7 protein-coding genes are annotated in these 14,093 nt (G+C 57.5%); all 7 read left to right on the forward strand.

Annotation, left to right across the window (positions count from 1 at the left end; genetic code table 11):
- The first annotated feature begins 6 nt into the window (after nucleotides 1-6).
- Nucleotides 7-744 (forward strand): cellulose biosynthesis protein BcsQ, encoded by a 738-nt coding sequence (gene bcsQ / locus ACSEMK_RS11370; protein ID WP_411325332.1) that lies wholly within the window; start codon nucleotides 7-9, stop codon nucleotides 742-744.
- Nucleotides 741-3,359 carry a UDP-forming cellulose synthase catalytic subunit gene (gene bcsA, locus ACSEMK_RS11375; RefSeq protein WP_087858989.1) on the forward strand — a complete coding sequence of 873 codons (2,619 nt, stop codon included), beginning with the start codon at nucleotides 741-743 and terminating at the stop codon, nucleotides 3,357-3,359. Before bcsQ ends, bcsA begins: the two co-directional genes overlap by 4 nt.
- 10 nt (nucleotides 3,360-3,369) lie before the next feature.
- On the forward strand, nucleotides 3,370-5,724 hold the full coding sequence (gene bcsB / locus ACSEMK_RS11380; protein ID WP_113374005.1) for a cellulose biosynthesis cyclic di-GMP-binding regulatory protein BcsB: 2,355 nt from the start codon (nucleotides 3,370-3,372) through the stop codon (nucleotides 5,722-5,724).
- 6 nt (nucleotides 5,725-5,730) lie between these two features.
- Nucleotides 5,731-6,837: a cellulose synthase complex periplasmic endoglucanase BcsZ gene (gene bcsZ / locus ACSEMK_RS11385; RefSeq protein ID WP_213794177.1), complete on the forward strand. Its 1,107-nt coding sequence runs from the start codon at nucleotides 5,731-5,733 to the stop codon at nucleotides 6,835-6,837.
- The gene (gene bcsC, locus ACSEMK_RS11390; protein ID WP_430914910.1) at nucleotides 6,819-10,304 is read left to right on the forward strand and encodes a cellulose synthase complex outer membrane protein BcsC; all 3,486 of its coding nucleotides are present in this window, start codon (nucleotides 6,819-6,821) and stop codon (nucleotides 10,302-10,304) included. The genes bcsZ and bcsC overlap by 19 nt, the downstream gene beginning before the upstream one ends.
- Before the next feature lie 196 nt (nucleotides 10,305-10,500).
- Nucleotides 10,501-12,507, forward strand: a complete 2,007-nt coding sequence (hmsP, locus tag ACSEMK_RS11395; RefSeq protein WP_047047804.1) for a biofilm formation regulator HmsP — start codon at nucleotides 10,501-10,503, stop codon at nucleotides 12,505-12,507.
- Nucleotides 12,508-12,662: 155 nt separating this feature from the next.
- Nucleotides 12,663-13,949, forward strand: coding sequence for a dicarboxylate/amino acid:cation symporter (locus ACSEMK_RS11400; RefSeq protein ID WP_015369244.1), 1,287 nt, complete (start codon nucleotides 12,663-12,665; stop codon nucleotides 13,947-13,949).
- The last annotated feature ends 144 nt before the right edge of the window (nucleotides 13,950-14,093 follow it).

Here is a 14,093-nt window from a genome sequence, read left to right on the forward strand (position 1 = left end):
CCGTCGATGGCGATTCTGGGATTACAAGGCATACGCGGCGGCGTAGGCACCACATCTATTACCGCCGCACTGGCCTGGGCACTACAGCTGCTCGGTGAAACTGTGCTGGTGGTCGATGCCAGCCCGGACAATATGCTGCGCTTTTTCTTCAACGTTGATTTCGACCATCGCAACGGCTGGGCACGCTCGTTGATTGACGGTGGTGACTGGCGCGACGCCGGACTGCGCTACACCGCGCATATCGATCTCCTGCCGTTTGGCCGGCTGACGCCTGGCGAACGTGAGCACGTTGATAAACTCAGTTCAGCGCTTGAACCCATCGCGGAACAAATCAAATTGCTCGACCAGCAGGGAAGCCACCGCTGGCTGCTGATTGATATACCTGAGGGTTATTCTCCACTTACCCGCGAGTTGCTGAGCGTGTGCGATCGTGTGCTACAGGTTGTGCACCCGGACGGCAACAGCCATATTCGCCTGCATCAGCAGGCGCTGCCTGCGAACGCGGATATTTTGATTAACGACCTACGCGTAGGCAGCCAACTGCAGGAAGATCTCTATCAACTATGGCTGGAAAGCCAGCGGCGGATCCTGCCGGTCACGATTCACCGCGATGAAGCGATGGCGGAGTGTCTGGCAGCGAAACAGCCGCTTGGCGAATATCGTCAGGATGCCCTGGCGGCGGAAGAGGTGCTGACGCTGGCCAACTGGTGCCTGCTGCACTATGCCAGAGAGGGGACGGCATGATCCGCCTGAGTACGTTGCTGCTGGCGCCGCCGGTGGGCGAGCGCTTGAGCGAACGTTATGATGACTATCGTCAGCATGGCGCGTCGGTGCTTTCGGCTTTTCTCGGTTGCCTGTGGGTGTCGTTGGCGTGGGCGTTAATGCCGCTTGAGACGCCGCGCTGGCAAGCTATTCGCGAACACCATGCCGACTATTTTCCGCATATTAATCCGCATCGCCCACGCCCGTTAGATCCGCTGCGCTATTTGCTGCAGTCGCTCTGGCTACTGGCGACTCGGGTGCCGGAACCGGATAAAAAAATTAACTGGCGCTCGCTGGCGGCGTTGGAAGGGGTTCACGGGCGCTACGCGCAGTGGATGGAAAAATTACCGGAAAAGGTCAACACCCGTACCGGCCACCTCGATAAGCAGAAAGAGCTTGAGCACCTGCATCCGCAACTGCGGCGGCTAGTGCTTGGCACCGTCACCTTCTTCTCACTGATTCTGGCGTTGTTGTGCATTACCCAGCCGTTTAACCCGCTGTCACAGTTTATTTTCCTGCTGCTGCTGTGGGGCGTCGCGCTGCTGGTGCGGCGTATTCCGGGGCGTTTCTCCGCCCTGATGCTGATCGTGTTGTCGCTGACCGTTTCCTGTCGCTATATCTGGTGGCGCTATACCTCCACGCTTAACTGGAACGATCCGGTCAGCCTGGTATGTGGGCTGATCTTGCTGTTTGCCGAAACCTACGCCTGGATTGTGCTGGTGCTGGGCTATTTCCAGGTGGTGTGGCCGCTTAATCGCCAGCCGGTGCCGCTACCGGAAGACATGAACGAATGGCCGACGGTGGATATCTTCGTCCCGACCTACAACGAAGACCTTAGCGTGGTGAAAAATACCATCTACGCTTCGCAGGGTATCGACTGGCCGAAGGATAAGCTCAATATCTGGATCCTTGATGACGGCGGGCGCGAAGAGTTTCGCCAGTTCGCGAAAGACGTCGGCGTCCATTACATCGCGCGTACCAGCCACGAACATGCCAAGGCCGGTAATATCAACAATGCGCTGAAGTATGCGAAAGGCGAGTTCGTCTCTATTTTCGATTGCGACCACGTGCCGACCCGTTCCTTCTTGCAGATGACCATGGGCTGGTTCCTGAAGGATAAAAAGCTGGCGATGATGCAGACGCCGCACCACTTCTTCTCGCCGGATCCGTTCGAACGCAACCTGGGCCGTTTTCGTAAAACGCCGAACGAGGGAACGCTGTTTTACGGTCTGGTGCAGGACGGCAACGACATGTGGGATGCGACCTTTTTCTGCGGATCCTGCGCGGTCATTCGCCGCGGCCCGCTGGATGAAATCGGCGGTATCGCCGTTGAAACGGTCACTGAGGATGCCCATACTTCACTGCGTCTGCATCGTCGTGGCCATACCTCCGCCTATATGCGCATCCCGCAGGCGGCGGGTCTGGCGACGGAAAGCTTATCGGCGCATATCGGCCAGCGTATTCGCTGGGCGCGCGGGATGGTGCAGATTTTCCGTCTCGATAACCCCTTATTTGGTAAAGGGTTGAAGCTGGCGCAGCGTATCTGCTACGTCAACGCGATGCTGCACTTCTTGTCCGGTATCCCACGGCTTATCTTCCTCACCGCGCCGCTGGCATTCTTGTTGTTACACGCCTATATCATCTATGCGCCCGCGTTGATGATCGCGCTGTTCGTGCTGCCGCATATGATTCACGCCAGCCTGACGAACTCGAAGATTCAGGGTAAGTACCGCCACTCCTTCTGGAGTGAAATCTACGAAACGGTGCTGGCATGGTATATCGCGCCGCCGACCTTCGTCGCGCTGATTAACCCGCACAAAGGCAAGTTCAACGTCACCGCCAAAGGCGGACTGGTGAAAGACGAGTATGTCGATTGGGTTATCTCCCGCCCCTACATTTATCTGGTATTGCTTAATCTGGTGGGCGTGGCGGTCGGCATCTGGCGCTTTATGTACGGACCCGAGAACGAAATTTTGACCGTTTGGGTCAGTATCATCTGGGTGTTTTATAACTTAATCATCCTCGGCGGCGCCGTGGCGGTGTCGGTGGAGAGCAAGCAGGTGCGGCGTTCGCACCGCGTAGAGATGTCGATGCCGGCGGCGATTGCTCGCCCGGATGGTCACCTGTTCTCCTGTACCGTTCATGACTACTCCGACGGCGGGCTGGGGATAAAAATTCACGGCGAAGCGCGGGTACTGGAAGGGCAACACGTGAATTTGCTGCTCAAACGCGGACAGCAAGAATACGTTTTCCCGGTTCGCGTCGCGCGGGTGAACGGCGGTGAAGTCGGCCTGCAATTGCTGCCGCTGACTAACCAGCAACATATTGATTTTGTGCAGTGTACGTTTGCCCGCGCTGATACGTGGGCGCTTTGGCAGGACAGCTTCCCGGAAGATAAACCGATGGAAAGCCTGCTGGATATCCTCAAGCTGGGGTTCCGTGGATATCGTCACCTGGCGGAGTTCTCACCGCCGTCGGTGAAGGTTATTTTCCGCTCGCTCACCTCGCTGGTGGCCTGGGTTGTATCATTTTTACCGCGCCGTCCCGAACGTGCCGCGGCGGTGCTCTCGGCAGAACCGGCAATGGCTCAACAATGATGATAATGCGATGAAAAGAAAACTTTCCTTGATTTGTGCAGTGGCGGTGGGAATGAGCAGCTGGTACCCCTTCGCAACATTTTCGGCTCCGGCGGTGACGCCTAATGCCGCGGTGGTCGACGCTCCCGCCACAACGGTTACGGCTCAGCCAGCGCCGGTGATTAACGATAGCCAGCCGACCGCGGCGGTTATCGATCCTGCCGCGCCGGTGGTGGTGGCGGACAATATCCCGACTCGCGACGTGAAGCTGACTTTCGCGCAAATCGCGCCGCCGCCGGGTAGCATGGTGCTGCGCGGTTCGCATCCAGAGGGCGCCGTGGAATTCGGCATGCGCAGTGATGAAGTAGTCGCTAAAGCGCTGCTCAATCTTGATTACACGCCTTCGCCATCGCTGCTGCCGGTGCAATCACAGCTGAAGGTTTATCTCAACGACGAATTAATGGGCGTGTTGCCGGTCACCAAAGAGCAGCTGGGTAAAAAAGTGAGCGCCCAGATCCCGGTCGATCCGCTGTATATCACCGATTTTAACCGCGTGCGGCTGGAGTTTGTCGGCCACTATCGCGACGTTTGCGAAAACCCGGCCAGCAGTACGCTGTGGCTTGATATCGGCCGTGAGAGCTCGCTGGATTTAACCTATCAGTCGCTGCAGGTACGTAACGACCTGTCCCACTTTCCGGTTCCGTTTTACGACTCGCGCGACAACCGTCCGCTGACGTTGCCGATGGTTTTTGCTTCTGCGCCTGACGTCAAACAGCAGCAGGCGGCGGCGATTGTCGCCTCCTGGTTTGGCAGCAAGGCCGGCTGGCGTGGTCAGCAGTTCCCGGTCCGCTTCAATGAGATACCGGAACGTAACGCTATCATCTTCGCGACCAACGATAAGCGTCCGGACTTCCTGCGCGACCATCCGCCGGTAAAAGCGCCGACCATCGAAATGGTCAACCACCCGAGCAACCCCTACGTCAAGCTGCTGGTGATCTTCGGCCGTGATGATCAAGATCTGCTGGTGGCGGCGAAGGGTATTGCCCAGGGCAATATTCTATTCCGCGGCGATAGCGTGGTAGTGGATGGCGTGAAAGAGTTGAAGGCCCGCCAGCCGTATGACGCGCCAAACTGGGTTCGTACCGACAGGCCGGTGACTTTCGGCGAGCTGAAAACTTATGAACAGCAGCTGCAATCAAGCGGCCTGGTGCCAGATTCGATTAACCTGGCGCTGAATCTGCCGCCGGATCTGTACCTGCTTCGCGCCAACGGCATCGATATGGACCTGAAATATCGCTATACCATGCCGCCTATCAAAGATAGCTCGCGGATGGATATCAGCCTTAACGATCAGTTCCTGCAGTCGTTTAGCCTCAATAGCTCGCAGGATGTGAATAAGCTGATTTTACGCCTGCCGGTGCTGCAGGGGCTGTTGGATGGCCAGAACCAGGTGACCATACCCGCGCTGCGCCTCGGCGCGATGAACCAGCTGCGCTTCGATTTCCAGTACATGAACCCGATGCCGGGCGGCAACATCGATAACTGTATTACCTTCCAGCCGGTGCAGAACCACGTGGTGATCGGCGATGACTCCACCATCGATTTTTCGAAATATTACCACTTCCTGGCGATGCCGGACCTGCGCGTCTTCGCTAATGCCGGTTTCCCGTATACCCGCATGGCCGATCTCTCTCAGACGCTAATCGTGGTGCCGAAAACGCCTGATGCGGGTCAGGTGGAGACATTGCTGCAGGCGGTAGGCGGCATTGGCGCGCAGACCGGGCTGGCGGCTATCAGCATGCAGATGACCGACGACGGCAACCAAATTAAGGGCAAAGATGCCGATCTGATGCTGATTGGCGCTATCCCGCCATCGCTGAAAGACGATACTAAAATCAATCTGCTGGTCGAGGCGACCAAAAGCTGGGTGAAAACGCCGATGCGTCATTATGACCTGGCTAGCATCTATCCGGACGATGATGCCCGCACGCCGCATACGCGGACCGATATCACCTCTTCCGGGCCGATGGCGGCCATTATTGGCTTCCAGTCGCCGTATAACGACCAGCGCAGCGTGATCGCCCTGATGGCCGATAGCCCGCGCGGTAACGAGCTACTCACAAACGCCTTAAATGACAGCGGTAAACGGGCGGCGATGTTCGGTTCGGTGGCGGTGATTCGCGAATCTGGCGTCAATAGCCTGCGGGTTGGCGATATCTATTATGTCGGCCACCTGCCGTGGTTCGAGCGCATCTGGTTTGCGCTCTCCAGCCATCCGATACTGTTGGCGATTCTGGCGGCCGTCAGCATTGTGCTGCTGGCGTGGGTGCTGTGGCGCATGCTGCGTATTTTCAGCCGTCGCCGTCTTGATCCTGATGATGAGTAATTGCTGATGAACGCATTTCGTGGGGTACTTCTCTCGGTATTCATACTGGCGGCGGGGCAGGTTAGCGCCGCCTGCCAGTGGCCCGCCTGGGAGCAGTTTAAAAAAGCGTATGTCAGCGCCGAAGGGCGAGTCATCGACCCCAGCGATGCGCGCAAAATCACCACCTCCGAAGGACAAAGCTACGCGTTGTTCTTCGCCCTGGCGGCCAACGATCGCCAGGGCTTCGATAAGCTATTCCAGTGGACGCAGAACAACCTGGCGCAGGGCGATCTGCGCGCCCATCTGCCGGGATGGCTATGGGGGAAAAAGAGCGAGGACGAATGGACGGTGCTGGACAGCAATTCGGCATCGGATTCTGATTTGTGGATTGCCTGGTCACTGCTGGAAGCCGGACGCCTGTGGAAGGTCGCTAACTACACTGAGGTAGGAAAAGCGCTGCTGGCGCGGATTGCCGATGAAGAAGTCGCCGATGTTCCTGGACTGGGGCCGTCGGTGCTCCCTGGGAAAGTCGGTTTCGCGGACGACAAGGGCTGGCGCTTTAACCCAAGCTACCTGCCGCCGCAGCTCGCAACCTATTTTACCCGCTTTGGCGCGCCGTGGCTGAAGATCCGCGACAGCAATCTGCGGCTGCTGCTGGAAACGGCGCCAAAAGGCTTCTCACCGGACTGGGTGCGCTATGAGAAAGGCAGCGGCTGGCAGCTGAAAACCGATAAGCCGATTATTGGCAGCTATGACGCTATTCGCGTCTATCTGTGGGTCGGGATGCTCAATAACGCCGATAAACAAAAAGCGCCGCTATTGGCGCGTTTCAAACCGATGGCGACCCAGACTATCAAACAGGGATTGCCGCCGGAAAAAACCAATATCGCCAGCGGGAAAACCACCGGTGAGGGGCCGGTTGGTTTCTCGGCTTCCATGTTGCCGTTTTTGCAAGATGACGACGCCCGCGCGGTACAGCGTCAACGGGTCGCCGATCATTACCCCGACGCGGACGCCTACTACAGTGCGGTGCTGACGCTGTTCGGCCAGGGGTGGGATCAACATCGTTTTCGTTTCGCCGCGGGTGGCGAATTACAACCTGACTGGAACCAGGAATGCGCAAGTTCTCACTAAGCTTCATCACGCTGTCTGTTAGTCTCGCGCTGCTGCCGCTGGCGCAGGCGGCGAATACCCCTGCGCAGCAGCATCTGCTGGAACAAGTGCGTCTCGGCGAGGCGAGCAACCGTGAAGATCTGGTGCGTCAGTCGCTTTATCGACTGGAGCTAATCGACCCGAATAATCCCGATTATCTCGCCGCCCGGGCTCGCTACCTGCTGCGCCAGGGCGACACCGCCGGCGCGCAAAAGCAGCTCGATCTGCTGGCGAAACTGGCTCCTGAATCATCGGCGCTAAAAGCGACGCGCAGCGAGATCGATCTCAGCGGAGGCAAAGGTCAGCAAGAACTGCAGCAGGCGCGCCTGCTAGGCGTTTCCGGGCACGTCGACGAGGCCATCGTCGCCTATGAAAAACTATTCGACGGCGTTCCGGCGGATGTTAATTTTGCTATTGAATACTGGACACTGGTCTCGCGTTTGCCGGCGCGGCATAACGAAGGCATTAGCCAACTGAAAAAACTGAATGCCAGCTCGCCGGGTAACGTGGCATTGCAAACGACTTTGGCAAAACAGATGTTTGCCGATAATAAACCGGATGAAGGTTTCGCTTATCTCGAACAGATGTCTCGATCGGCCGCCGGGCGAGATGCGGCTTCGGCGATGTGGTTTGATGAAATTAAAAATTTGCCGGTTAGCCGCGCCAGCGTGCAGGCGCTGCAGCGTTTTCTGGTCGTATTCACCACCGGAGAAACGGTTGCTAATGCCCGGGTGCTACTCGATAAGCAACAAACTCAACTGAAAGATCCGACTTTCCGCGCTAAAAGCGAAGGACTGGCGGCGGTGAAATCCGGTAATGCGGCGCAGGCGGTGGCCGATCTGCAGCAGGCGGTACGCGCCGATGCCCGCGATAGCGATGCCGTCGGCGCGCTGGGCGCTGCCTACTCACAGCGCGGCGACCGGGCGCGGGCGGTGGCGCAGCTCAATAAAGCGATCGCGATGGATCCGAAAAGCCCGAATCGCGATAAGTGGGACAGTCTGCTGAAGACCAACCGCTATTGGCTGTTGATTAAACAGGGCGATAACGCGTTGAAAGCAGGCCAACTGGCGCAGGCGCAAAACGCCTATGCCCAGGCGCAGCGGGTGGATAACACCGACAGCTACGCGGTGCTGGGGTTAGGCGATGTCGCCGTGGCGCGCAAAGATGACTCCGCCGCCGAACGCTACTATCGCCAGGCGTTACGCATGGATCGCGACAATAATCTCGCCGTACGCGGTCTGGCGAATGTTTATCGTCGTGAATCCCCGGAAAAAGCCAGCGCCTATATTGCCAGTCTCCCCGCTAGCCAGCGGCGTAGCATTGATGATATTGAACGCAGCCTCACTAACGACCGACTGGAAAAACAGGCCGAAGCGCTGGAAAACCAGGGCAACTGGGCGCAGGCCGCGGAGGTGCAGCGGCGGCGTCTGGCGTTGGATCCCGAAAGCGTGTGGATAACCTATCGGTTGGCGAAAGATCTGGTCAGCGCCGGCCAGCGGCCGGAAGCGGACGCGCTGATGCGTAACATGGCCAACCGCAAGCCGGGCGATGCCGAACGGGTTTACGCCTACGGCCTCTATCTGTCCGGTAATAATCAGGATGATGCCGCGCTGGCGCAAATTAACGCGCTGCCGCGCGGACAGTGGACCGACAATATTCGTGAACTGGAAGGGCGTCTGCAAAGCGACAAAGTGATGCGCGAGGCCAACCAACTTCGCGATAGCGGACAGGAAAGTCAGGCTATCGCCTTGATTAAACAGCAGCCGGAATCGGTACGCTACGATCTGACGTTGGCGGATTGGGCGCAGCAGCGCGGCGATAGCGAGGCGGCGATAGCCCAGTACCATCGGGTGCTGAGCCAGCAGGCTGATAATGGCGATGCGCGCCTGGGACTGGCGGAAGTCTATCTTGCTGAGGGCGATAAAAATGCCGCCCGCGCGCAGGTCGCGCAGTTGAAGGATGCAGATACGGAATCGATCAACATGCAGCGCCGGGTAGCGCTGGCCCGCGCCGGATTTGACGATACCGCGGGCGCGCAACAAATATTCGACCGCATCGTGCCGCAGGCGAAAAGCCAGCCGCCATCGATGGAAAGCGCGCTGGTGCTGCGTGATGCCGCGCGCTTCCAGACGCAAACCGATCAACCACAGCAGGCCCTGGAAAGCTATAAAGACGCGATGGTGGCCTCGGGCGTGACCCGCGTTCGCCCGCAGGATAATGAGGCCTTTACCCGCCTGACCCGCAACGATAGCCAGGATGACTGGCTGAAGCGCGGGATCCGCAGCGACGCCGCCGATCTCTATCGCCAGCAGGATCTTAACGTTACCCTTGAGCACGACTATTGGGGATCGAGCGGCACCGGCGGTTATTCAGACCTCAAAGCGCACACCACCATGCTGCAGGTGGACGCGCCGCTGTATGACGGACGGATGTTCTTCCGTACCGATGTGGTGAATATGAACGCCGGGACGTTTTCCACCAATAGCGACGGCGGCTACTCGCCGAGTTGGGGGACCTGCGGCGAAATTAGCTGCTATGGCGGTAGCAAAAACCAGAGCGACGGCGGCGCCAGCGTGGCGGTCGGCTGGAAGAACGACACCTGGAGCGGTGATATCGGCACCACGCCGATGGGCTTTAACGTGGTCGATGTCGTGGGGGGGCTGAGTTACAGCGGCGATGCCGGCCCGGTCGGCTATACCGTCAACGTCCACCGGCGGCCCATTTCCAGCTCGCTGCTCTCCTTCGGCGGGCAAAAAGATAACCCTAACGACGGCCACACCGGTACCACCTGGGGCGGGGTACGCGCCGCCGGCGGCGGTATCAGCCTGAGCTACGATAAAGGCGAGGCTAACGGCATCTGGTCATCGCTGGGTGCTGACCAACTCACCGGCAAAAACGTCGAGGACAACTGGCGCGTGCGCTGGATGACCGGTTACTACTATAAAGCGATCAATGAAAATAATCGCCGGGTGACCGTCGGCCTGACCAATATGATCTGGCACTACGACAAAGACCTCAGCGGCTACACCCTGGGTCAGGGCGGTTACTACAGCCCGCAGGAGTATCTCTCTTTCTCGGTGCCGGTCATCTGGCGTCAGCGTACCGAAAACTGGTCGTGGGAACTCGGCGGGTCGGTGTCGTGGTCCCATTCGCGCACGCAAACTCAGGCGCGCTATCCGTTGCTGAATTTGATTCCGTCGCAGTATCGCTACGAGGCCAGCCAGCTAAAAGAACAGGGCAGCAGCAGCCAGGGCTTCGGTTATACCGCGCGGGCGCTGGTGGAACGGCGGGTTACCGGCAACTGGTTTGTCGGCGCGGCGGTGGATATTCAGCAGGCCAAAGATTACACGCCGAGCCACGCGCTGCTGTACGTGCGCTATTCCGCTTCCGGTTGGCAGGGCGACATGGATATGCCGCCGCAGCCGTTGGTGCCTTATGCGGATTGGTAGCAGATTAGCCTGATTTCTACGGCTAATCGCCAATCCACCGCGCTGTTCGCGTATACTCGCCGTACCTCGCCCGCCGCTTTCGGGAAGAACCCGCCTTGCGGGCGAGAGCGAACCATTTGCGTATATAATCAGCCTGAAAACGACCGGTATCGATGGATCTTGCCGGATAGTCGTTCAGTTTCAGTGGAGAACACAGTTGCGCGTCAGCCGCTCACTTACAATTAAACAGATGGCGATGGTCGCGAGCGTGTCCATGGCGTTTGTCCTGGTCTTTTGTTCTATTTTGCTGTTTCACTTTGTGCAACAGAGTCGCTATACCACGGCCACGCAATTAGAAAGTATCGCCCGTTCCGTTCGCGAGCCGCTGTCGGCGGCTATTTTGAAAGCCGACATTCCCGAAGCGGAAGCCATTCTGGGCCGCATTCAGCCTGCTGGCATCGTCAGCCGGGCGGATGTGGTGCTACCGAATCAATTCCAGGCGCTGCGGATGCGCTTTATACCCGAGCGTCCGGTGCCGGTGATGATCACTCGCTTGTTTGAACTGCCGGTGCAGATATCTCTGCCAATCTACTCGCTGGAACGCCCGGCTAACCCGCAGCCGCTGGCTTATCTGGTACTGCAGGCGGATTCCTATCGCATGTACAAATTCGTCATGAGCGCGCTTGCGACGTTGGTGACCACTTACTTACTTTTGGTGCTGGTTTTAACGGTAGCGCTCACCTGGTGTATCAACCGACTGATTGTTCGCCCGCTGCGCGCCATCGCCCGCGAACTCAACGATATTCCGCCTCAGGATCGTCTTGGACATCAACTGAGCCTACCGCGACTGCACCAGGACGATGAAATTGGCATGCTGGTGCGCTGCTACAACCGCAATCAGCAGTCTTTGCTGCGCCAGCATGATGAGCTATCGCTGCAATCGACCCGTTTTCCGGTGTCTGAGCTCCCCAACAAAGCCTTTTTGATGGCGATGCTGGAGCAGACCGCGACCCGTCCGCAGCCTTCGGCGCTGCTGGTGGTGGCGTGTGAAACCCTGCAAGATGCCGCGGGCGTCCTGAAAGAGAGCCAGCGCGAGATGCTGCTCTTAACGCTGGTCGAGAAACTAAAAGCAGTTATCCCGGCCAATATGGTACTGGCGCAGGTGAGCGGTTACGATTTTGCCATTTACGCGCCCGGACTTAGCGAGCCTTGGGAAGCGGTTTCGCTAAGTAAGCGAGTGCTCACTTCTATTAGCGAGCGATTGCCGCTGCACGGTGTCCAGCTGCGCCCCTGTGCCAGCGTCGGCATCGCGATGTTTAATAGCGAGCTGAACGCCGAACAGTTCTATCGCCGTGCGGTTTCCGCCGCGGTGACGGCACGGCGTAAGGGTAAAAATCAAATCGAGTTCTTTGACCCTGAGCAGATGGAAAAAGCCCAGCGCCGGTTAATGGAAGAGCACGACATCCTCACCGCGCTCGATAATCAGCAGTTCGCCATCTGGTTCCAGCCGCAGGTGGATATTGCCAGCGGCGATATTTGCGGTGCGGAAGTTCTGCTGCGTCAGCGACAGGCCGATGGCAGCTGGTCGCTACCGTGCGATCTGATTGAGCGAATTGAAAACTGCGGGTTGATGGTGCCGGTAGGCTATTGGGTAATGGAAGAAGCCTGCCGTCAACTGGCAGCCTGGCAGCAGCAGGGCATCATGCTGCCGCTGTCGGTGAATGTCTCGCTACTGCAGTTGTTGCATCCCGAGCGCGGCGTTGAGCTGTTGGCACTTATTGAACGCTACCGTATCGCCCCCGGCACGTTGGTGCTGGAGGTGACGGAAAGCCGCCGCCTTGACGATCCACAGGCGGTGATTGCCCTGCTGCGCCCGCTGCGCGACGCCGGTACGCGTATTGCGCTGGATGATTTCGGCATGGGTTATGCCGGGTTGCGCCAGCTGCAACATATGAAATCGCTGCCGGTGGATATTCTGAAAATCGACAAGGCGTTTATTGATATGGTGCCGGATGATACCAGCATGGTCCCGGCGATAATTCAGCTTGCGCGCGGGCTCAAGCTGCGGATCGTCGCTGAGGGCGTCGAAAAAGAAGAACAGCTGAAATGGTTGCAAGCGGCTGGGGTGGACATCGCCCAGGGTTACCTGTTTGGTTGCGCCTTACCGCTGGAAAGCTTTATGCAGCGCTTCCTGCACGCTGAAAAGGATGATGCAAGTTTGTAACATTTTTAGTTGTTTGTGCGAGTCAGCTCAAATATTTTAACAATTCCGTTGCAACTTCGCGGTTACTTATTTCTGAAATGTTTCCAGGGTGTTATTTTTAAGCCACAGACACAGATAACCTTTCATTGTCTGTGGTTATTCCCAAAGGACACCCTATGAAACTCTCTCTCTTCAAAAGCCTCTATGTCCAGGTTTTATCGGCCATAGCCATCGGTATTTTGCTGGGCCATTTCTACCCGGAGCTTGGCGCGCAGATGAAACCGTTCGGCGACGCCTTCGTAAAACTGATTAAAATGGTCATTGCCCCGGTTATCTTCTGTACCGTTGTGACAGGGATTGCCGGGATGGAAAGCATGAAGGCCGTTGGTCGTACCGGTGCGGTGGCGTTACTCTACTTTGAAGTGGTGAGTACCATTGCGTTGATTATCGGTCTTATCATTGTCAACGTGGTGCAACCCGGCGCGGGCATGAACGTCGATCCGGCGACGCTGGACGCGCACGCGGTGGCGGTCTATGCCGAGCAGGCTAAAGATCAGGGTGTTGTCGCCTTCTTACTCGATATTATCCCGGGAAGCGTAATTGGCGCTTTCGCCAGCGGTAATATTTTGCAGGTGCTGATGTTTGCCGTCCTGTTTGGCTTTGCGCTGCATCGTTTAGGTAGCAAAGGGCAGCTGATTTTCAACGTCATTGAAAGCTTTTCGCAGGTCATTTTCGGCATCATTAACATGATTATGCGCCTGGCGCCGATCGGTGCTTTCGGGGCCATGGCATTTACCATCGGTAAATACGGCGTCGGTACTCTGGTACAGCTGGGCCAACTGATCATCTGCTTCTACATCACCTGTATTCTGTTCGTGGTGCTGGTACTGGGCTCTATCGCGCGGGCTACCGGCTTTAGCATCTTCAAGTTCATTCGCTATATCCGTGAAGAGCTGCTGATTGTGCTGGGTACCTCCTCTTCGGAGTCCGCGCTGCCGCGAATGCTGGATAAGATGGAGAAGTTGGGTTGCCGCAAATCGGTGGTGGGGCTGGTAATACCGACCGGCTACTCCTTCAACCTCGACGGCACCTCCATCTACCTGACGATGGCGGCGGTGTTTATCGCCCAGGCCACCAATAGTCATATGGATATCTTCCATCAGATCACCCTGCTGGTGGTGCTGCTGCTCTCTTCGAAAGGGGCGGCGGGCGTTACCGGTAGCGGATTTATCGTACTGGCGGCAACCATCTCCGCGGTGGGGCATCTGCCGGTGGCGGGTCTGGCGCTGATTCTCGGTATCGACCGCTTTATGTCGGAAGCGCGCGCGTTGACCAACCTGGTGGGTAACGGCGTGGCGACCGTGGTCGTCGCGAAATGGGTGAAAGAACTCGACGCCAAACAGCTCGATGATGTGTTGAATAACCGCGTTCCCGCGGACAAATCACAAGAATTATCCTCGTAATTCCTCATGTTATGCCCATGAACTATGGGCTCCTGCGCAAAATTAGGTATCATTCCCCTTCTGGGGGAATGATACCTCATGATTATTTTACGTCTTCATGCGACATTTTCGCCTTCGCGTGGTCTAACCGACGTATTTGATTCA

The organism is Klebsiella sp. K-3 (assembly GCF_051207495.1).
Classification (GTDB): domain Bacteria; phylum Pseudomonadota; class Gammaproteobacteria; order Enterobacterales; family Enterobacteriaceae; genus Klebsiella; species Klebsiella aerogenes.

Coding starts and splice junctions, on each gene's coding strand:
- bcsZ (WP_213794177.1), top strand. CDS start 5,731: ATGAACGCATTTCGTGGGGTACTTCTCTCGGTATTCATACTGGCGGCG.
- bcsC (WP_430914910.1), top strand. CDS start 6,819: ATGCGCAAGTTCTCACTAAGCTTCATCACGCTGTCTGTTAGTCTCGCG.
- bcsB (WP_113374005.1), top strand. CDS start 3,370: ATGAAAAGAAAACTTTCCTTGATTTGTGCAGTGGCGGTGGGAATGAGC.
- bcsQ (WP_411325332.1), top strand. CDS start 7: ATGGCGATTCTGGGATTACAAGGCATACGCGGCGGCGTAGGCACCACA.
- ACSEMK_RS11400 (WP_015369244.1), top strand. CDS start 12,663: ATGAAACTCTCTCTCTTCAAAAGCCTCTATGTCCAGGTTTTATCGGCC.
- bcsA (WP_087858989.1), top strand. CDS start 741: ATGATCCGCCTGAGTACGTTGCTGCTGGCGCCGCCGGTGGGCGAGCGC.